Raw genomic sequence first — 19,230 nt, 5'->3', positions numbered from 1 at the left:
GTTCCCCGCGCCCCAGCCCCTGAGGGGCGCGGGGAACTGCGCAATCTTTTGTCTTTGGCTTCCAGGGGCGCGGGGAACGGCGCGGCCGACCCCCACCGGACCCGCAGCCGACAACGCGAACCCCCAGTGGAACGGTCACGGTGGAACGGTCACGCCCCGGTGGGGTCCTCGCCGCGGTCGAGCGCCTTCCAGATCTCCTCGGGCCGATCGGGATCCACTGGCGCCCGAACCCGCCGGGGCCGAGGCGTCCCGTCCCGCTCGTACCGCCCCGACATGGTCGGCCACATCCGCCCGTACCGCAGCGCCAGCAGCCCCGCGAGGAGCAGCAGCAGACCGCCCACCGCGGCCACGTACGGCCACCCGGTGTGCGTCATCGTGCCCACGGTCGCGGCGGTGTCCCCGGTCGCCGCCGCGGCCTTCTCGTCCAGCGCGGAGCTGTCGGAGAGGCCGAGGAGCGCCGAGGCGATCGTGCCCGCGCCGGAGAGCGCGAGGAGTCCGGCGACCAGGAAGCGCCCGGCCCGGCGGACGGCGAAGACGGCGACGAGGGAGGCGAGTCCCACGATCGCCAGGGAGGCGGGGACGCCCGTGACGTCACTGCCTGAGGCGCTCAGCGGGAAGTCGCCGCCGGCCACGGTCGCCGTGCCGCCCGACCAGCCACGCCGGGTGGCGAGCAGCACGAGGGCCGCGCCGAGCGCGCCGGACAACAGGGCGACGGCGAGGCTTCGGCGGCCGGAGCGGGCGGGTCCGGGAGCTTCGGATCGGGGGTGCGGTACAGCAGTCACGTACCCCACTATCGCCTGAACTCCGGGCGAACCGTCACCCGAGGACACGTGAGCCACGTCGCACTGCCCGCGAATGTCTCCTTGTCGACCTCGTCGTCGACCTCGTCGTCGATCCCGTCGTCGATCCCGTCGTCGGCCTCATCACCGACCGCGTCACGTGTGCCGCCCCGGGTCCGTCGGGCGGGTGTCCGTCAGGAGAGCCGGTTGGCCGTGTGGACCGCGCGCAGGACCGCCGCCGCCTTGTTGCGGCACTCGGTGTCCTCGGCGACGGGGTCCGAGTCGGCGACGACCCCGGCGCCCGCCTGCACGTACGCCGTGCCGTCGCGCAGCAGGGCCGTACGGATGGCGATGGCGGTGTCGGAGTCGCCCGCGAAGTCGAGGTAGCCGACGCAGCCGCCGTACAGACCGCGCCGCGAGGGCTCCAGTTCGTCGATGATCTGCATCGCGCGGGGCTTGGGGGCGCCCGAGAGCGTGCCGGCGGGGAAGCAGGCGGTCAGTACGTCGAAGGCCGTACGCCCCTCGGCGACCTTGCCGGTGACGGTCGAGACGATGTGCATGACGTGCGAGTAGCGCTCGATGGACATGAAGTCGACGACCTCCACGGACCCGGGCCGGCAGACCCGTCCCAGGTCGTTGCGGCCCAGGTCGACGAGCATCAGGTGCTCGGCGCGTTCCTTGGGGTCGGAGATCAGTTCGTCGGCGAGGGCCTGGTCCTCCTGGACGGTGGCGCCGCGCGGCCGGGTGCCCGCGATGGGGTGGACCATCGCCTGCCCGTCCTCGACCTTGACCAGGGCCTCCGGGGAGGAGCCCACGACATCGAAGCCGTCGAAGCGGAAGAGGTACATGTACGGGGAGGGGTTGGTCGCCCGCAGGACCCGGTAGACGTCCAGCGCGCTCGCCGTGCACGCCGTCTCGAAGCGCTGGGAGGGGACGACCTGGAAGGCCTCGCCGGCCCGGATGCGCTCCTTGATGTCGTCGACGGCGACCTGGTAGTCGGGGCCGCCCCACAGCGCGGTGTACTCGGGCAGTTCGGACGGCGGGAGCGCGGCCGGCGGCTGCGAGACGGGCCGCGAGAGGTCCGCCTCCATGGCGTCCAGGCGGGCGACGGCGTCGTGGTAGGCCTCGTCGACACCCGAGTCGAGGTCGTTGTGGTTGATCGCGTTGGCGATCAGCAGGACCGAGCCGTCCCAGTGGTCCAGGACCGCGAGGTCGCTGGTGAGCAGCATGGTCAGTTCGGGCAGTTTCAGGTCGTCGCGCTCGCCGGGGCCGATCTTCTCCAGGCGCCGCACGATGTCGTAGCCGAGGTAGCCGACCATGCCGCCGGTGAACGGCGGAAGGGCGTGGCCGCCGGCGAGGTCGTGCGGGGTGTGCAGGGTCTCGATGGTGGCGCGCAGGGCCGCGAGGGGGTCGCCGTCGGCCGGGACCCCGACGGGCGGGGTGCCCTGCCAGTGCGCCTGTCCGTCGCGCTCGGTGAGGGTGGCGGCCGAGCGGACCCCCACGAAGGAGTAGCGGGACCAGGTCCGGCCGTTCTCCGCCGATTCCAGGAGGAAGGTGCCGGGGCGTTCGGCGGCGAGCTTGCGGTAGAGCGCGACGGGGGTGTCGCCGTCCGCGAGGAGCTTGCGGCTGACGGGGATGACACGCCGGTCGGTGGCCAGCTTGCGGAAGGTGTCGAGGTCCATGGCCGCTGACCTTACTGATCCACTGCGGGTACGCCGGAATCGGCGTCGCCCGCGTCCCCGGCATCCCTGGCGTCCCCGGCGTCCTTGACGAGCACGTCGGCGTCGAAGCAGGTGCGGTCGCCGGTGTGGCAGGCGGCGCCCACCTGGTCGACCTTGACCAGCACGGTGTCGGCGTCGCAGTCGAGCGCGACGGACTTGACCCACTGGAAGTGCCCGGAGGTGTCGCCCTTGACCCAGTACTCCTGGCGGCTGCGCGACCAGTAGGTGCACCGGCCGGTCGTCAGCGTGCGATGCAGCGCCTCGTCGTCCATCCAGCCGAGCATCAGCACCTCACCGGTGTCGTACTGCTGGGCGATGGCGGGTACGAGCCCGTCGGCGCTGCGCCTGAGGCGGGCGGCGATCTCGGGGTCCAGGCCGCTGGGCCTGCTGGGCGTGGGCGTGCTGGTCATGCCGACCATTGTGCCGCGCCGGCCGTACGGGCCCGGACGGCGTCCACTGGCTGAGAGGGGCGGTGGGACGGAAACACGTCAACGGGAGATCGGTGGCCCGCAGAAGTGGGCGGACCGCCGGGGCGGTCGTAGGCTGGCAGGCATGTCGACCCATGCGAAGCGTGAACGACTTCTCCTCGCCGATCTGTTGGAGGCCGAGGGACCGGACGCCCCCACTCTGTGCGAGGGCTGGAACACCCGCGATCTCGCCGCCCACGTCGTGGTGCGCGAGCGCCGCCCGGACGCGGCCGGCGGCATCCTGATCAAGCAGCTCGCGTCGCGGCTCGACCGGGTGATGGCGGAGTTCGCCGCGAAGCCGTACGAGGAGCTGATCCAGCTGATCCGTACGGGGCCGCCGCGTTTCTCGCCGTTCAACCTGAAGCAGATCGACGAGGCGTCGAACGCGATCGAGTTCTACGTCCACACCGAGGACGTACGCCGGGCCCGGCCCGACTGGGTGCCGCGGGTGCTCGACCCGGTCTTCCAGGACGCCCTGTGGTCCCGGCTCGAACGCATCGCCAGGATGATGGGCCGGGGCGCGCCCACCGGTCTGGTCCTGCGCCGCCCGGACGGCCAGACGGTCGTCGCCCACAAGGGCACCCCCGTGGTCACGGTCACCGGCGACCCCTCCGAGCTGGTCCTCTTCGCGCACGGCCGGCAGGGCGTGGCCGACGTGGAGGTGGACGGCGACAAGGACGCGGTCGCCAAGCTGCAGGAGACGAAGCAGCTGGGTCTGTAGGCAGGTCGCGGCCACCCGCACCCGGGCCCTTCAGGGGCTCGGGTCAGGGACTCGGGTCAGGTGCTCGGGCGGTCACGCGGGCGGGCGGCCACCGCGGCAGTTCCGCCCGCCGCAACGCCCCGGAGCCCAGTCCCATCAGCCCTCCGAGCGCGCACACGCCCGCGCTGGCGGCGAAGACGGGGCCGGACCCCCAGAGCGCGATCGCCGCGCCGGTCAGCGGGAACGTGAGCGGGGCGAGTCCCAGGCTGAAGAGCTGCGCCACGGAGGTCACCCGCCCGGTGTACGCGGGGTCCGACTCGGTCTGTATCAGCGCCCCGCACAACGCTCCGCTCAGCCCGGCGAGCAGGCCGACGGCGAGCGCCGCGCCGACGGCCGAGGCGAGCGTCGGCACGTACGCGATCGCCCCGACGGCGACGGCTCCGACGGCGATCGTCACGGACAGCACGAGCCCCGCGCGCGGCACCCGTCCCCGTACGGTCAGCAGCAGGGACATCGCTCCCGCCCCGGTCCCGAAGCCGGCCAGCACCCAGCCCATCCCCGAGGCGCCCCAGCCGCGTTCGTCGGCGAGGAGGGTCAGTCCGACGTTCAGCGGCCCGACGAACCCGAGGTCGCTCAGCGCGATGACGACGACGAGCCGGGCGAGGACGGGGTTGCGCCGGATGTGGTGCAGTCCGTCGCGCAGTTCCCGTGCGGCCGTCGGCCGAGGAGGCGGTTCCTGTCCGGCGGCCCCGTCGTGCTCGTCGTGCGGTCGGTTCCTCGTCCGGACGGCCGCCAGCAGCGGCAGCGCGATCGCGAAGAGCAGCGCCGCCGTGCCGAAGGCCGCCGCGGCGCCGCCGAGGGCCACGCCGAGGCCGCCGAGCGGGGCGCCCAGGACGTTGGCGAGACGGCTCGCCATGCCGCGCATGCCCTGCACGCGGGCCAGTTGGCCACGAGTGGTGATCCGGGCCGGCAGCGCGCCGAGCGCGGGCATGAGCGCGGCGTCGACCACGCCGAAGACCAGGGCGAGCACCCAGAGCAGCCACAGCCCGGGGCCGGCGACCAGCAGCAGGACGGTGACGGCGACCACCGCGGCGCATCGCACGCCGTTGCCGGCGAGCAGCACGCGGCGCGGGCCGAAACGGTCGGCGATCACTCCCCCGCCCAGCATGAGCAGGGCGCGCGGCAAGGCGCTCGCGGCCATCACCAGCCCGGCCTGCGAGGGCGTACCGGCCTGTACGGCGGCCCAGGACAGCGCCATGTAGTAGACGTTGTCGCCGATCGCCGAGGAGGCGTACGCGCCGAGCCAGCGCAGGACGTCGGGGTCGCGGTGGGCGGGGCGCCCAGGGGCCGGCGGGGCGGCTTCGGAGATCGCGGGAGTGACGGTCACGTCGGTGGCCTCCTGGGACGCACGGACTGTCAGGTGCGGAACGGGAACGCGAGCGCGTGCAGCGCGACGTTCTCGCGCCCCTCGGTGTCACCGGCGGCCTCCGCGGCCCGCCCCTTCTCGTCGTACTTCTTGGCGAGGGCCAGCAACTCCACGCTCAGTTCGGCCAGTTCACCGGCGGTCAGCCGCAGCAGGGACTCGTTGTCCGAGGTGGCGGAGTTCCACTCGGGGCCCCAGGTGAGGCGTTCGTCGAGGTAGTGGCGGTACATGTCGGACCGCTGCCGGTGGAAGAGCCGGGTGGCGGCCAGGTGCGCGGCGGCCCGCTCGGGCGCGTCCCGGAAGTCCTTGTCCCTGATGCTCACGCCCTGCGAGGAGGGCTGCCACCAGCGTTCACGGGCGTCGCCGCTCCGCGGGTCTGCCGCCTCGATCAGGCCGTGCTCGGCGAGTTTGCGCAGGTGGTAGCTGACCAGGGAGACCGCTTCGTCGACCTGCTCGGCGAGCTGGGAGGCGGTGGCGGTGCGGGCCACGCACAGGCCCCGGTAGAGCTGCATCCGCAGCGGGTGGGCCAGGGCCTTGAGGGTGCCCAGGTCCGTGATCGGTTGGTTCTCCGTGCCGCTCATGACACCGACCGTAGATGCGAAAGAAAAGTTGCGCAATAAAAACTGCGCAACTTCTCTTTCGTAACGGACCATGGTTCCGGGCAGAGGGAAGCCCCCGGCCGTCGAACGGCCGGGGGCTCTCCTCTGCGCGGCCGGCTACCGGCGGAGCGTCACCGCACGGGATGTCCCGACTCCCGCAGCGCCTGCTTCACCTCGCCGATCCGCAGATCGCCGAAGTGGAAGACGGAGGCGGCGAGCACGGCGTCCGCGCCCGCGGTGACGGCCGGCGCGAAGTCGTCCAGCCGGCCCGCTCCCCCGGAGGCGATGACCGGGACCGTGACGTGCTTGCGGACGGCCCCGATCATCTCCAGGTCGTAGCCGTCCTTGGTGCCGTCGGCGTCCATCGAGTTGAGCAGGATCTCGCCCGCGCCCAGCTCGGCGGCCCGGTGCGCCCATTCGACGGCGTCGATGCCGGTGCCCTCGCGACCGCCGTGGGTGGTCACCTCGAAGGTTCCGGCGGCCGTCCTGCGGGCGTCCACGGACAGGACCAGCACCTGCCGTCCGAAGCGCTCCGCGATCTCGCGGATCAGGTCGGGGCGGGTGATGGCGGCCGTGTTGACGCCGACCTTGTCCGCGCCCGCCCGCAGCAGCTTGTCGACGTCCTCGGCGGTGCGTACGCCGCCGCCCACCGTGAGCGGGATGAACACCTGCTCGGCGGTGCGGCGCACCACGTCGTAGGTGGTCTCGCGGTTGCCGGAGGACGCGGTGATGTCCAGGAACGTCAGCTCGTCGGCGCCCTCGGCGTCGTACACCTTGGCCATCTCGACGGGGTCGCCCGCGTCGCGCAGGTTCTGGAAGTTGACGCCCTTGACGACCCGTCCGTTGTCCACGTCCAGGCAGGGGATGACACGTACGGCGAGGGTCATGACGCGGACGCCTCCCCCGGGGCCGCCTCCCGGTACGCCTCCACCTCGACCTCGACCACCAGGCCGGGGTCGACGAAACCGGAGACGATGATCATCGAGGCGGCCGGCCGGACCGCGTCGAAGAACTCCTTGTGGGCGCGGCCGATGTCCTCCACGTCCCGGGCGTGCGTGAGGTACATGCGCGTACGCACGACGTGCTCGGGGCCGAGGCCCAGCTGCCCCAGGGCCGAGAGGGCGACCTTGAAGGAGTTGACGGCCTGCTCGTACGGGTCGCCGCCGGCGATCTGGCCGTCCACCACGGAGGTGCAGCCGGAGACCAGGACCAGGCCGTTGGGCAGTTCCACCGCGCGGGAGTAGCCGAAGGCCTCCTCCCAGGGCGCGCCGGTCGTGACGCGTCGCAGGGCGCTCATCCGGCCACCGCCGCGAGAGCCTCTTCCAGGGTGAAGGCCTTGGCGTACAGGGCCTTTCCGACGATCGCACCCTCGACGCCGAGGGGGACGAGGTCGGAGATGGCGCGGAGGTCGTCCAGGGAGGACACCCCTCCGGAGGCGACGACGGGACGGTCGGTGGCCGCGCAGACGTTCTTCAGGAGCTCCAGGTTCGGGCCCTGGAGAGTGCCGTCCTTGGCGATGTCGGTGACGACGTACCGCGCGCAGCCCTCCTTGTCGAGGCGCTCCAGCGTCTCGTAGAGGTCGCCGCCGTCCCGGGTCCAGCCGCGGCCACGAAGGGTGGTGCCGCGGACGTCGAGGCCGACCGCGATCTGGTCGCCGTGCTCGGCGATGACCTTGGCGACCCACTCGGGGGTCTCCAGGGCGGCGGTGCCGAGGTTCACGCGGGTGCAGCCGGTGGCGAGGGCCGCGGCGAGGGTGTCGTCGTCGCGGATGCCGCCGGACAGCTCCACCTTGATGTCCATGGCGCGGGCGACCTCGGCGATCAGCGCGCGGTTGTCGCCCGTGCCGAACGCGGCGTCCAGGTCCACCAGGTGCAGCCACTCGGCGCCGGACCGCTGCCAGGCGAGGGCGGCGCCGAGCGGGGAACCGTACGAGGTCTCCGTGCCGGACTCGCCGTGCACGAGCCGGACGGCCTGGCCGTCACGGACGTCGACGGCGGGGAGGAGTTCGAGCTTGGCCATGGTCTACAGGGTTCCGATCCAGTTGGTGAGCAGCTGGGCTCCGGCGTCGCCGGACTTCTCGGGGTGGAACTGGGTGGCCCACAGGGCGCCGTTCTCGACGGCCGCCACGAAGGGCTTGCCGTGCGTGGACCAGGTGACGAGCGGGGAGCGCATCGCCGGGTTCGCGGTCTCCAGGGACCAGTCGCGGACGGCGTACGAGTGCACGAAGTAGAAGCGCGCGTCGGCGTCGAGGCCCGCGAAGAGCTTCGTGCCGGCCGGCGCCTCGACGGTGTTCCAGCCCATGTGGGGCACGATGTCGGCCTGCAGCGGCTCGACCGAGCCGGGCCACTCGTCGAGGCCCTCGGTCTCGACGCCGTGTTCGATGCCGCGCTCGAAGAGGATCTGCATGCCGACGCAGATGCCGAGGACGGGGCGGCCTCCGGCGAGCCGGCGGCCGACGATCCAGTCGCCGCGTGCCTCCCGCAGGCCCTTCATGCAGGCGGCGAAGGCGCCGACGCCCGGCACCAGCAGTCCGTCCGCGTTCATGGCCTTGTCGTAGTCGCGGGTGATCTCGACGTCGGCGCCCGCGCGCGCGAGGGCGCGTTCGGCGGACCTGACGTTCCCGAAGCCGTAGTCAAAGACGACCACTCGCTTCGAAGGGGTGCCCGAAGACGTGCCCGAGGGGGAGCCCGAGGGGCTGTCGGGGGTACTCAATTCCACACCTCCAGGCGGACCACACCGGCCACGAGGCACATGGCCGCGCCGATGGACAGCAGGATGATGAGGCTCTTGGGCATCTGCTGCTTGACGAAGGAGTAGATGCCGCCGAGCAGGAAGAGCCCGACGACGATCAGGATGGTGGAGAGGCCGCTCATGGCTTACAGCGCGCCCTTCGTGGAGGGAAGGATGCCCGCCGCGCGCGGGTCGCGCTCGGAGGCGTACCGCAGGGCCCGGGCGAGCGCCTTGAACTGGCACTCCACGATGTGGTGGGCGTTGCGCCCGTACGGCACGTGCACGTGCAGGGCGATCTGCGCCTGGGCGACGAAGGACTCCAGGATGTGCCGGGTCATCGTCGTGTCGTACTCGCCGATCATCGGCGCCATCTTCTCGGGCTCGGTGTGCACGAGGTAGGGGCGCCCGGAGAGGTCGACGGTCACCTGGGCGAGCGACTCGTCCAGCGGGACGGTGCAGTTGCCGAAGCGGTAGATGCCGACCTTGTCGCCGAGCGCCTGCTTGAAGGCGCCGCCCAGGGCGAGGGCGGTGTCCTCGATGGTGTGGTGCGAGTCGATGTGCAGGTCGCCCTCTGTCTTCACGGTCAGGTCGAACAGACCGTGCCGGCCGAGCTGGTCGAGCATGTGGTCGTAGAAGCCGACGCCTGTCGACACATCGACCTTCCCGCTGCCGTCGAGGTCGATCTCGACGACGACGGAGGTCTCCTTGGTGTTCCGTTCGACACGGCCTACGCGGCTCATGCGCTCTGCTCCTTCGGGGCTGCGGGGGTGTCCCGCACGGGCACGGATGTCTGCACCTCACGCGGCAGTGCACGGACCGCGTCGAGGAACGCGTCGTTCTCGGCGGGGGTGCCGGCGGTGACCCGCAGCCATCCCGGTACGCCGTTGTCCCGGACCAGGACGCCCCGGTCGAGGATCAGCCGCCAGGCCTCGTGCGAGCCGGCCGCGCCGTCGAACCGTCCGAACTGGACGAAGTTGGCGTCGGACTCGGTCACCGCGAAGCCCAGCGCGCGCAGTTCGGCGACCAGCCGGTCACGCTCGGTCTTCAGCTGTTCGACGTACCCGAGCAGTGTGTCGGTGTGCTCCAGGGCGGCCAGCGCGGTCGCCTGGGTGACGGCCGACAGGTGGTACGGCAGCCGTACGAGCTGGACGGCGTCCACGACCGCCGGGTGGGCGGCGAGGTAGCCGAGGCGCAGCCCGGCCGCGCCGAACGCCTTCGACATGGTGCGCGAGACGACGAGATTCGGCCGATCTTCGAGCAGCGGCAGCAGTGACTCACCGTGACTGAACTCGACGTAAGCCTCGTCGACGACGACCATCGCGCCGGCGGTGCCGGCCCTGGCCGCCTGCGCCGCCTCGTACAGCGCGAGGACCGTGGCGGGCGGTACCGCGTTGCCCGTGGGGTTGTTGGGGGTGGTGATGAACACGACGTCGGGCCGGTGTTCGGCGATGGCCTTCTCGGCCGCGCTCACGTCGATCGTGAAGTCGTCGTTGCGGGGGCCGGAGATCCATCCGGTGCCGGTGCCGCGTGAGATCAGCCCGTGCATCGAGTAGGAGGGCTCGAAGCCGATCGCGGTGCGGCCGGGCCCGCCGAAGGTCTGCAGCAGCTGCTGGATGACCTCGTTCGAGCCGTTGGCCGCCCACACGTTCTCGACGCCGACCACGTGCCCGCCGGTCTTGGTCAGATAGGCGGCCAGTTCGGTGCGCAGCTCCACCGCGTCCCGGTCGGGGTAGCGGTTGAGGTGGCGCGCGGCCTCGCGCACCCGCTCGGTGATCCGCTCGACGAGCGGTTCGGGCAGCGGGTACGGATTCTCGTTGGTGTTGAGCCGCACGGGCACGTCGAGCTGCGGGGCGCCGTACGGGGACTTGCCGCGCAGCTCGTCGCGGACGGGCAGGTCTTCTATACCGAAGGAGCTGCCGGAGGGGCTGTCGGGGGAACCGCCGTTGGTACTCACTTGCCGGGAACCTTCCAGCCGAACCGGGCCTTGACCGCCGCGCCGTGGGCGGGGAGGTCCTCCGCCTCGGCGAGTGCCACCACGTGGTGGGCGACCTCCGCGAGCGCGTCGCGCGTGTAGTCGACGATGTGGATGCCCCGCAGGAACGACTGGACGGACAGGCCCGAGGAGTGGCAGGCGCAGCCGCCGGTCGGCAGGACGTGGTTGGAGCCGGCCGCGTAGTCGCCGAGGGAGACGGGCGCCCAGGGTCCGACGAAGACCGCGCCCGCGTTGCGTACCCGGTCGGCGACCGCGCTCGCGTCGGCGGTCTGGATCTCCAGGTGCTCGGCGCCGTAGGCGTTGACCACCCGCAGGCCCTCCTCCACGCCGTCGACCAGCACGATCGCGGACTGCCTGCCGCCGAGTGCCGGGACGATCCGGTCCTCGATGTGCTTGGTGGCGGCGACCTGCGGTTCCAGTTCCTTGGCGACCGCGTCGGCCAGCGCGACGGAGTCGGTGACGAGGACGGCGGCGGCGAGCGGGTCGTGCTCGGCCTGGCTGATCAGGTCGGAGGCGACGTGCACCGGGTCGGCGCTCTCGTCGGCGAGGATCGCGATCTCGGTCGGACCGGCCTCGGCGTCGATGCCGATCCGGCCCGCGAAGTAGCGCTTGGCGGCGGCGACCCAGATGTTGCCGGGGCCCGTGACCATGTTGGCGGGCGGGCAGGACTCGGTGCCGTACGCGAACATCGCCACGGCGGTCGCGCCGCCGGCCGCGTACACCTCGTCGATGCCGAGCAGCGCACAGGCGGCCAGGATCGTCGGGTGCGGCAGACCGCCGAAGTCGGCCTGGGCGGGCGAGGCGAGCGCGATCGACTCGACGCCGGCCTCCTGCGCCGGGACCACGTTCATGATCACGGACGAGGGGTAGACGGACCGGCCGCCGGGCGCGTACAGCCCGACGCGGTCGACGGGCACCCACTTCTCGGTGACCGAGCCGCCGGGGACCACCTGGGTGGTGTGCGTGGTGCGGCGCTGCTCGCGGTGGACGACGCGGGCGCGGCGGATCGACTCCTCCAGGGCCGCGCGCACTGCCGGATCGAGCTGGTCGAGCGCGTCCGTGAGGGCCTGCGCGGGGACCCGTACGGACTCCAGGCGTACGCCGTCGAACCTCTCCGCGTAGTCGATCAGCGCCGCGTCGCCCCGATGATGCACGGCCTCGCAGATCGGACGCACCTTCTCCAGGGCGGCCGAGACGTCGAAGTCGGCTCGGGGCAGCAGGTCGCGCAGGGCGGGGCCCTCGGGGAGGGCGTCGCCGCGCAGATCGATTCGGGCCATAGCGAAATGTTGCAGCACGTAGCTAATTCTCTCAGACGGCCGCCGGGTGCCGGACGGCTGTATCAATCGCTGATACGAGCCGCGGATCACCGGTCGGCGGGTGGCTTGATCCGGCCCCCGACAGTCACTGAGAGCAACCATCGTCACTCTCGGCGTTCAGGCGCCGACTCAGCGGGCATCACAGGGACGGCTGTACGAACCGGCGAGTAACTGAGGAGTGAGTGAAAAACGTGACCGATGGGGCCGGCCTGCGCGTCGGCGAACTGCCCGACGACCTGAGCGCGGCCGAGGCCGGCATGTGGCAGGCGTTCCGCAACGGCAGCGTGTACGACCTGCGGGCCGGGGACACCGTCACCGACGATCCGCACGGTGGCCATCCCTGGGGCCCGGAGCGCACGGTACGGGCCAGGATCGTGTGCTGGCTGCTGCTGGACGGCCCGCCCGCGCTGGACGGCCGCGTGGCCTCCCTCAAGCTGGCCGGGGTCCAGATCGTCGACCCGCTCGACCTCGCGGGCGGCAGCGTCGAGCCGTACGTCGAGATGAAGGGCTGCCGGTTCGAGAAGGAGATCCTGCTGCCGGAGTCCCGGTTCACGACGCTGCGGCTGGTGGACTGCGCGATACCGCGGCTGGAGGCGGCCCGGCTGCACACCGAGGGCGATCTGCATCTGCCGCGCTGCCGCTTCCACAACGGCGTGCGCCTCACCGACGCGCACATAGGCACGGACCTGCTGCTCAACCAGGCGGTGATCTACCGGGACCGGCGCGACAACTCCCTCGTCGGCGACGGGATGACCATCGGGCAGGACCTGCAGGCCGAGATGATGGAGTCGCACGGCGAGCTGAGCCTGCGCGGCGCGAAGGTGGGCGTCTCGCTCAGCCTGCGCGGCAGCCGGCTGGCCAATCCGTACGGGCGCCGGGCGCTGAACGCACCGCAGCTGACCGTCGAGCGCACCATGTACATGACCCCAGCGGGCATCGGCGACCCCGTGCTGACCAGCGGCCGGACCCCCGCGCACGGCACCCGGGTGCAGCGGTTCGAGTGCGAGGGCGGGATCCGGCTCGACGACGGCCGGTTCGGCGACGCGGTCGACTTCGAACAGGCCCGCCTCACCCTGCGCGACGACCAGGAGATCTCGCTGCGCCGCGTCCAGGTCCCCGAACTGCGGTTCCTCGGCCGGCGCCCGCAGCGCGGGCGGGTCGTGCTGAACGGGGCGCGGGTGGTCACCCTCATCGACCAGGCCACCAGCTGGCCGGGCGCGGGCCAGCTGCAGATGGGCGGCTTCCAGTACGAGTACCTGGTGCCGCGCGGCCCGTTCCCGCTGACCCGGCGCCTGCAGTGGGTGGCCGCGGCCACCCCCGAGTACAGCCCGGAGCCGTACGAACGGCTGGCGACCGTGCTGCGCAACGGCGGCGAGGACGAGCAGGCGCGCGAGGTGCTGCTCGCCAAGCAGCGCCACCGCCGCGAGAACCTGCCGGTCGCGGCGAAGCTGTGGGGGTACGCGCAGGACTGGACGGTCGCCTACGGATACCGGCCGGGGCGGGCCGCCCTGTGGATGGCGGTGTTATGGGCCGCGACCTCGCTCGCCTTCGCCCACGCCGACCATCCGCCGCTCAAGAGCGGTGAGCATCCGCCGTGGAACCCGACACTGTTCGCCCTGGACCTGCTGCTGCCGCTCATCGACCTCGGCCAGGCCGGTTTCTGGCAGCTGCGCGGCGGCTGGCAGTGGCTGTCCGCGGTGGTGATCCTGCTGGGCTGGGTCCTGGCGACGACGGTGGCGGCGGGCGCGACCCGCACGCTCCGCAGAGGCTGACCGACGACGCAGCGACGGCTCTCGCGCGAGATGGGCGACCGCTGTCGCGCGAGGTGGGCGGCCCCGTCCGTATGGGCGCCGCACAGCCGCCCGACACCTGAGCAACAGTCACCTTTTACCCGCCCTTGACCCATCCTCACGCAACCAAACCAAGGTTACGAAAGCGTCACCGCACACCCCCTGGTACCGGTCCGACCTGCGGTTTTCAATGGACCCACCATGGCACTGCTGCGAGCGCTCCTCCGTACGGTCCGGATGGCGCGGAACACTTCGAGTCTCGCCGCCGGTCTGCCCGACGACGACGAGGTGCTGCTCGACGCCCCCGACGAGCGGCTCGGCCCGGCCCTGGTCGCGGCGGGCCGCGGCGAGTACGGCCCGGCCGGCAAGCTCCTGTCCACCACCCGCGAGTCCGCCGAGTGGGAGAACCGGGACCGGTACACGACCCGCCTCGCCGCCTTCGCCCTCTCCCGCGGCGAGTGGTTCGACGACTGGCGCTCCGCCGCCCCGCACGACCCGGACGCGGCCCTGGTCAAGGCCGAGCTCGCGGTCTGCCGGAGCTGGCGGTCACCGGCCCGCGCCGAACTGCTGCGCCAGGTCGGACCGCTGATCTCCGCCGCCGCCGAGGGCGCCCCGCGCGACCCCGTGCCGTGGCGGATCGCGCTGGACCACGCCCGGGGCACGAACGCGCCGCACACCGAGTTCGAGCAGCTGTGGGCACAGGCCGTCCGCCGCTCCCCGCACCACTACGGCTGCCACGTGGCCGCCCTGCAGTACCTGTCCGCAGCCTGGTACGGCTCGCACCGCGAGTGCTTCGACTTCGCCGAGCGCGCCGCCCACGACGCGCTGCCCGGCTCCCTGGTCCAGGCCCTGCCCGTGCGGGCCGCCTTCGCCTATCTGACCGAGGGCGGCGGGGCCGCCGTGAGCCGCGCACGCCTCGACGCGGCGGCCGACCTGGCGATCGCCCTCTCCGCCGAGTACCGGGACGCCGACCCGTGGCCCGCGGAGGTCCGCAATCTGCTCACCTACGTGCTGGTCAGGCTGGAGCGCTGGGAGGACGCGCTGGAACAACTGCGCCGGATCGGCCCGTACGCCACCTCGTTCCCCTGGGACCGGGTCTCGGACGATCCGCTCGGCCAGTTCCTCGAACTGCGCGACGGAATCCGGATCCAAGTGGCCTCGGACCGGCCCCTGAGGTCACGGATCGGGGATCTTCCGCATCCACGGAGTGAGCGCGGCGGACGTACGCCCTCCGGTGACCATTAGGCTTTCCCGTCGTGACCACCGTCCGGCTCCCACTCTTCCCGCTGAACTCGGTGCTGTTTCCCGGGCTCGTCCTGCCGCTGAACATCTTCGAGGAGCGCTATCGCGCGATGATGCGCGATCTGCTGAAGACCGCCGAGGACGAACCGCGCCGGTTCGCCGTCGTCGCCATCCGCGACGGCCACGAGGTCGCGGCCACCTCGCCCGGTATGCCCGACCAGACGGCCGTACCGCAGCGCGGGCCCTCGGCCGGCTTCGGCGACGAACCGCTGAAGGCCTTCCACGCGGTGGGCTGCATCGCCGACGCGGCGACGATCCGGGAGCGGGCCGACGGCAGCTTCGAGGTACTGGCCACCGGGACGACCCGGGTACGGCTGGAGTCCGTGGACGCCTCCGGGCCCTATCTGACGGCCGACCTCGAGGAACTGCCCGAAGAGCCCGGCGAGGAGGCCGGGGCGCTGGCGGAAGGGGTGCTGCGGGCCTTCAGGCAGTACCAGAAGCGGCTGGCGGGCGCGCGGGAACGGTCCCTCGCCACCGGGGCCGATCTCCCCGACGAGCCGTCCGTCGTCTCGTACCTGGTCGCGGCGGCGGCGATGCTGGACGTCCCGGCGAAGCAGCGGCTGCTCCAGGCACCGGACACCGCGTCCCGGCTGCGCGAGGAGCTGACGCTGCTGCGGGCGGAGACCGCGATCATCCGCAACCTGCCCTCACTGCCCGCGTCGGAGCTGACGCGCGGGCCGACGAGCCTCAACTGAAGGAACGTCCCTTGGCCAAGAAGGCGAAGAAGCAGCAGCAGGCGGGCGGGACGCCGGCGACCGTGGCGCTCACCGCGGCCGGGGTCGCGTTCACGGTCCACGCCTACGAGCACGACCCGGCGCACCCCTCGTACGGGGAGGAGGCCGCCGAAGCCATGGGCGTGTCCCCCGACCGGGTCTTCAAGACGCTGGTCGCGGACGTCGACGGGGACCTGACGGTCGCCGTCGTGCCCGTGGCGGGCTCCCTCGATCTGAAGGCGCTGGCGGCGGCGGTGGGCGGCAAGCGGGCCGCGATGGCCGACCCGGCCGCCGCGGAACGCACCACGGGATACGTCCGCGGGGGCATCTCACCGCTCGGGCAGCGCAAGCGGCTCCGTACGGTGCTGGACGCGTCCGCGAGCGGGCACGCCACGATCTGTGTCTCCGCGGGGCGGCGGGGACTGGAGGTCGAACTGGCCCCCGACGACCTCGCGCGGCTCACCGGTGCGGTGGTGGCCGCCGTCGGGCGGGGCTGACCGCTCGCCGGGCGTGCGTGGCCTCTCGACGGGGGCCGGGTTCTCGGTTAAGTACCGAGGACATGTCGAAGAAGACGCGCAAGCGGAAGTGGCGTATCCGTAAAGGGCGGGCGAACCACGGGCGCCGGCCGGCGTAGGGGCTCCTTCTTGAGCCCCCTGGCCTTGAGATGACCCCGGAGCCAGGGGCTCCGGGCCGTGGTTCGGCTGCGGGTGCGCCGTGGCCGGGCGCGCAGCTCCCCGCGCCCCTGTGGGGCCTAGGCCTTGGGGTAGTACGGGGTCTCGAAGGGGTCCGGGTCCCTGGGGGCGAACAGGGCCGTCAGGCCCAGGTGGATCAGCAGGGCCGAGAGGGACCAGGCCAGCAGGGCACCCTTCGCGCCGAGTTCCAGCGGCGCGTCGAAGGTGACGCCCTTGCCGGCCTCCTTGGCGTGCGCGACCACGTCCTGGGTGGGGCCGAGCCAGATGCCGAGGCGCCAGGCGACCAGGGAGCCGAGGACGCCGCCGACGGTGAGGGCGACGACGAGCGCGATGCCGCCCTTGCGCCGCGCCAGGAACACGACCAGCGCGCTGACCAGGCCGAGGCCGAGTGCCAGCAGAGTGAACGTTCCGTCCACGCCGATGGCCTGCTCCCCCTCCGTGTCCGCGAGGTAGACGGTGGTGTCGTCCGAGACGAGCGGCACGTGCGGTGCCAGCCACCACCACAGGACACCGAGCAGCAGTCCGGCGACCGCCATCGCGACCGTGACGATCGCGGCCTCGCGCAGCTCTGTCTTCATTCCGGGACCGTCCTCCTGATGACCGAGCCCGTACCCGGCGGGCGGCGCCTGCCAGGCGTCGTGCGGCGGCTGGTGGTGCGGCGGCGGAGGCGGGTTCAGCGGTGCGGTCACACCGACATCGTGCCAGGCCCGCCTGTCGGGCGCGTCACCGGACGGCCGCCCGGCGGTAGGCCCAGGTCGCGACGGCCAGCGAGGCGACACCGACACCCGCGCAGACGGCGAGGTCGAGCAGCACGAGACCCCAGTCCGGGTCCGGCCCGAAGGTCAGCCCGAGCGCCTCCACGCCGTAGGTGGAGGGCATCAGATCACGCGCCCACTGCACGAACGTCGGCAGCCTGTCCGGCGGCAGCACGCCGAGCAGCAGCGCGGCGGACATGCCCAACTGGCCGAGCAGTGTAGCCAGTTCGGGGCGGGGCGCGAGGAGTCCGAGCGCCGCTCCGAGCCCGGCGAGCGCCGCGCCCGCGAGCGGGATGACCGCGACGAGGATCCACAGGTGCGTCAGCGGCAACTGGAAGAGGACGCTGCCCACGACGGCCGTGACGAGCGTCCCCGGCACGGTGAAGGAGGCGTACGCGGCGGCGGCGCCGAGCACGACGGCGGCGGGCGGTACGGGCAGCGTCGCGTAGTGGTCGAGCCCGCCGCTGGCACGGAGCTGTCCGAAGTACTGGGCGAGCAGGTTGAGGGCGACGAACGCGACCACGAGGACCGACGAACCGGCGACCACGGCCCGCGCCTCGCCGCCACCGTCCACGACCCCCCGCATCAGGACCATGATCCCGATCGACTGGAAGGTCGCCACGAACAGCAGCGGGATCCGCGCCACCCTGGCCCGGGAGAGCTGCGCCCGGTAGACGGCGGCCAGCGCCGGCCACATCCGCGCGCGCGGCCCGAGCACGGCCACGGCACGGGCACCGTCCTCGGTGTGCACGCTCCGGCTCCCGTCCACACGGGCTGCGCCGGGCAGGATCTCGGCGGGTACGACACTCACGTCGCGCGGCTCCTGTTCGCTTCGGCTGTCGTCCTGTACCTGTTCCGTACGGCTGCGGGGGCCCGCATGCTCATGCCTTGACCAACCCCCGTACGCTTCCGGCGCTGCCGCCCAGTGCCAGATACACGTCCTCCAGGCTCGGTGTGGCGAGCGTGAAGTCGTCCAGGGCCGCGAACGCGGCGCCGCCGGTGACCGCCGCGACGGCCGCGCGGGCCTCCTCGGGAGAGAGCCGCAGCGACCAGCGACGGCCCGACTCTACGGCGCGGTCGCGCAGGGCCGCGACTTCCGGTACGTCGAGCGGGGCGCGCTCGCGCCAGACGAGTTCGAGCCGTACCTCGCCCGCGACCTGTTCCTTGAGGCCGGAGGGGGTGTCGCAGGCGATGACGCGGCCCCGGTCGAGCACGGCGACCCGGTCGAGGACGGTCTCCGCCTCGATGACGTTGTGGGTGACCAGGAGGACCGTCGTGGCGTGCTCGGCCCGGCGCCGGTCGACGGCGCTCCAGACGGCCCGGCGGGCGACGGGGTCCATACCGGTGGTGGGCTCGTCGAGGACGAGGAAGGGCCGTGCGCCGACGAGGGTGGTGGCGAAGCAGGCGAGCCGCCGCTGTCCGCCGGAGAGCTTCTTCAGGGGCCGCGAGGCGAGCGCGGTGAGCCCCAGCTCCTCCAGGACCGCGTCCCGCTCGGCCCGCGCGCTGCGCACGTCGAGGCCGCGCAGCCGGCCGGTGGTCTCCGCGGCGAGCGACACGGTCAGCTCGTCGAGCGCGGTGGACTCCTGCCCGAGGTACGCGAGGATCCGCGACGCCCGCTCGGGGTGGCGCACGATGTCGTGGCCGAGGATCTCGACACTGCCGCGGTCGGGGCGCATCAGCCCGGTCAGCTGGCGTACGAGAGTGGTCTTGCCGGCGCCGTTCGGTCCGAGCAGCCCGAAGATCTCGCCCTGCCGGATGTCGATGCGTACCCCGTCGGTGGCCCGCACCTCGGGTGTCGCGGGCTGCCCGCGCCGGCCCCGCACCGCCGGATACGTCTTCGTAAGATCCCGCACGGCACACACGACATCCCCGCCGTGCCCGTCCCGGACTGCCTGTGCGGTGCGCGTACTCACGAGACCCGAGACTACGGGGTCCCACCCCCCGAACAACGCGCGGGGAGGCCAAACCCCACCAGAGCCGGACGCCAGGGGCGCCCCTCAGGGGCGCGGGGAACTGCGCGACCAGCCCCCACCGCACCCGCAGACGCAACACGGGGACAGGGCGCAGCCCGTCCCAAGGGGCGCGGGGAACGGCGCGACCGGCCCTCACCGATCCCGCAGACGCGACACGAGGACAGGGCGCAGCCCGTCCCGAGGGGCGCGGGGAACGGCGCGACCGGCCCTCACCGATCCCGCAGACGCGACACGAGGACAGGGCGCAGCCCGTCCCGAGGGGCGCGGGGAACGGCGC

General features: G+C 72.6%; 21 protein-coding genes. 5 read left to right on the top strand and 16 right to left on the bottom strand.

From position 1 onward, the window contains the following. Positions 1-149 precede the first annotated feature (149 nt). From ACFVH5_RS32875 to hisI, 3 genes are all read right to left on the bottom strand, one after another. Positions 150-791: a TIGR02234 family membrane protein gene (locus tag ACFVH5_RS32875; RefSeq protein ID WP_385837362.1), complete on the bottom strand. Its 642-nt coding sequence runs from the start codon at positions 789-791 to the stop codon at positions 150-152. 182 nt (positions 792-973) lie between these two features. Beyond that, positions 974-2,461, bottom strand: coding sequence for an anthranilate synthase component I (locus ACFVH5_RS32870; protein ID WP_384808067.1), 1,488 nt, complete (start codon positions 2,459-2,461; stop codon positions 974-976). Positions 2,462-2,472: 11 nt separating this feature from the next. After that, positions 2,473-2,910 (bottom strand): phosphoribosyl-AMP cyclohydrolase, encoded by a 438-nt coding sequence (hisI, locus tag ACFVH5_RS32865; protein WP_385837361.1) that lies wholly within the window; start codon positions 2,908-2,910, stop codon positions 2,473-2,475. A 142-nt stretch (positions 2,911-3,052) separates the two neighbouring features. Between hisI and ACFVH5_RS32860 the strand changes: the two genes are divergently transcribed. Beyond that, a complete protein-coding gene (locus ACFVH5_RS32860; protein WP_385837360.1) occupies positions 3,053-3,688 on the top strand; it encodes a TIGR03085 family metal-binding protein in 636 nt (211 codons plus the stop codon). A 43-nt stretch (positions 3,689-3,731) separates the two neighbouring features. On the opposite strand, the gene ACFVH5_RS32855 is transcribed toward ACFVH5_RS32860, so the two are convergent. From ACFVH5_RS32855 to hisD, 10 genes are all read right to left on the bottom strand, one after another. Then, the gene (locus ACFVH5_RS32855) at positions 3,732-5,054 is read right to left on the bottom strand and encodes an MFS transporter (RefSeq protein WP_385837359.1); all 1,323 of its coding nucleotides are present in this window, start codon (positions 5,052-5,054) and stop codon (positions 3,732-3,734) included. Between the two features lie 29 nt (positions 5,055-5,083). Further along, a complete protein-coding gene (locus ACFVH5_RS32850; protein WP_385837358.1) occupies positions 5,084-5,671 on the bottom strand; it encodes an ArsR/SmtB family transcription factor in 588 nt (195 codons plus the stop codon). Positions 5,672-5,820: 149 nt separating this feature from the next. Then, positions 5,821-6,576 (bottom strand): imidazole glycerol phosphate synthase subunit HisF, encoded by a 756-nt coding sequence (gene hisF / locus ACFVH5_RS32845; RefSeq protein WP_385837357.1) that lies wholly within the window; start codon positions 6,574-6,576, stop codon positions 5,821-5,823. Then, positions 6,573-6,986, bottom strand: coding sequence for a RidA family protein (locus tag ACFVH5_RS32840; RefSeq protein WP_385837356.1), 414 nt, complete (start codon positions 6,984-6,986; stop codon positions 6,573-6,575). The genes hisF and ACFVH5_RS32840 overlap by 4 nt, the downstream gene beginning before the upstream one ends. Continuing rightward, complete coding sequence (priA, locus tag ACFVH5_RS32835) at positions 6,983-7,708, bottom strand: bifunctional 1-(5-phosphoribosyl)-5-((5-phosphoribosylamino)methylideneamino)imidazole-4-carboxamide isomerase/phosphoribosylanthranilate isomerase PriA (RefSeq protein WP_385837355.1); 726 nt, start codon at positions 7,706-7,708, stop codon at positions 6,983-6,985. The genes ACFVH5_RS32840 and priA overlap by 4 nt, the downstream gene beginning before the upstream one ends. 3 nt (positions 7,709-7,711) lie before the next feature. After that, positions 7,712-8,401: an imidazole glycerol phosphate synthase subunit HisH gene (gene hisH, locus ACFVH5_RS32830; protein ID WP_385837354.1), complete on the bottom strand. Its 690-nt coding sequence runs from the start codon at positions 8,399-8,401 to the stop codon at positions 7,712-7,714. Next, the gene (locus ACFVH5_RS32825; RefSeq protein WP_384808052.1) at positions 8,398-8,562 is read right to left on the bottom strand and encodes a hypothetical protein; all 165 of its coding nucleotides are present in this window, start codon (positions 8,560-8,562) and stop codon (positions 8,398-8,400) included. The genes hisH and ACFVH5_RS32825 overlap by 4 nt, the downstream gene beginning before the upstream one ends. Before the next feature lie 3 nt (positions 8,563-8,565). Continuing rightward, on the bottom strand, positions 8,566-9,159 hold the full coding sequence (gene hisB / locus ACFVH5_RS32820) for an imidazoleglycerol-phosphate dehydratase HisB (RefSeq protein WP_055518513.1): 594 nt from the start codon (positions 9,157-9,159) through the stop codon (positions 8,566-8,568). Further along, positions 9,156-10,373 carry a histidinol-phosphate transaminase gene (locus tag ACFVH5_RS32815; RefSeq protein ID WP_385837353.1) on the bottom strand — a complete coding sequence of 406 codons (1,218 nt, stop codon included), beginning with the start codon at positions 10,371-10,373 and terminating at the stop codon, positions 9,156-9,158. The genes hisB and ACFVH5_RS32815 overlap by 4 nt, the downstream gene beginning before the upstream one ends. Beyond that, positions 10,370-11,689 (bottom strand): histidinol dehydrogenase, encoded by a 1,320-nt coding sequence (hisD, locus tag ACFVH5_RS32810; RefSeq protein WP_385837352.1) that lies wholly within the window; start codon positions 11,687-11,689, stop codon positions 10,370-10,372. The genes ACFVH5_RS32815 and hisD overlap by 4 nt, the downstream gene beginning before the upstream one ends. 230 nt (positions 11,690-11,919) lie before the next feature. On the opposite strand from hisD, the gene ACFVH5_RS32805 reads away from it, so the two are divergent. From ACFVH5_RS32805 to ybaK, 4 genes are all read left to right on the top strand, one after another. Continuing rightward, positions 11,920-13,500 (top strand): oxidoreductase, encoded by a 1,581-nt coding sequence (locus ACFVH5_RS32805; protein WP_385837351.1) that lies wholly within the window; start codon positions 11,920-11,922, stop codon positions 13,498-13,500. 219 nt (positions 13,501-13,719) lie between these two features. Then, complete coding sequence (locus tag ACFVH5_RS32800; protein WP_385837350.1) at positions 13,720-14,763, top strand: hypothetical protein; 1,044 nt, start codon at positions 13,720-13,722, stop codon at positions 14,761-14,763. 11 nt (positions 14,764-14,774) lie between these two features. Continuing rightward, positions 14,775-15,515, top strand: coding sequence for an LON peptidase substrate-binding domain-containing protein (locus ACFVH5_RS32795; RefSeq protein WP_384808042.1), 741 nt, complete (start codon positions 14,775-14,777; stop codon positions 15,513-15,515). An 11-nt stretch (positions 15,516-15,526) separates the two neighbouring features. Further along, on the top strand, positions 15,527-16,030 hold the full coding sequence (gene ybaK, locus ACFVH5_RS32790) for a Cys-tRNA(Pro) deacylase (RefSeq protein WP_385837349.1): 504 nt from the start codon (positions 15,527-15,529) through the stop codon (positions 16,028-16,030). A gap of 254 nt (positions 16,031-16,284) precedes the next feature. Here ybaK and ACFVH5_RS32785 read toward each other — a convergent pair whose 3' ends face one another. From ACFVH5_RS32785 to ACFVH5_RS32775, 3 genes are all read right to left on the bottom strand, one after another. Further along, positions 16,285-16,914 carry an AAA family ATPase gene (locus tag ACFVH5_RS32785; RefSeq protein WP_384808038.1) on the bottom strand — a complete coding sequence of 210 codons (630 nt, stop codon included), beginning with the start codon at positions 16,912-16,914 and terminating at the stop codon, positions 16,285-16,287. A 34-nt stretch (positions 16,915-16,948) separates the two neighbouring features. Next, on the bottom strand, positions 16,949-17,791 hold the full coding sequence (locus ACFVH5_RS32780; protein WP_385837348.1) for an ABC transporter permease: 843 nt from the start codon (positions 17,789-17,791) through the stop codon (positions 16,949-16,951). 70 nt (positions 17,792-17,861) lie between these two features. Beyond that, a complete protein-coding gene (locus ACFVH5_RS32775; protein ID WP_384808034.1) occupies positions 17,862-18,893 on the bottom strand; it encodes an ABC transporter ATP-binding protein in 1,032 nt (343 codons plus the stop codon). Positions 18,894-19,230: the final 337 nt, after the last annotated feature.

Origin of the sequence: Streptomyces sp. NPDC127119 (assembly GCF_042677425.1) — a bacterium.
GTDB lineage: Bacteria > Actinomycetota > Actinomycetes > Streptomycetales > Streptomycetaceae > Streptomyces.
The sequence above is the reverse complement of the archived record's forward strand: the minus strand, read 5'-3'. Positions and strand labels throughout refer to the sequence as shown.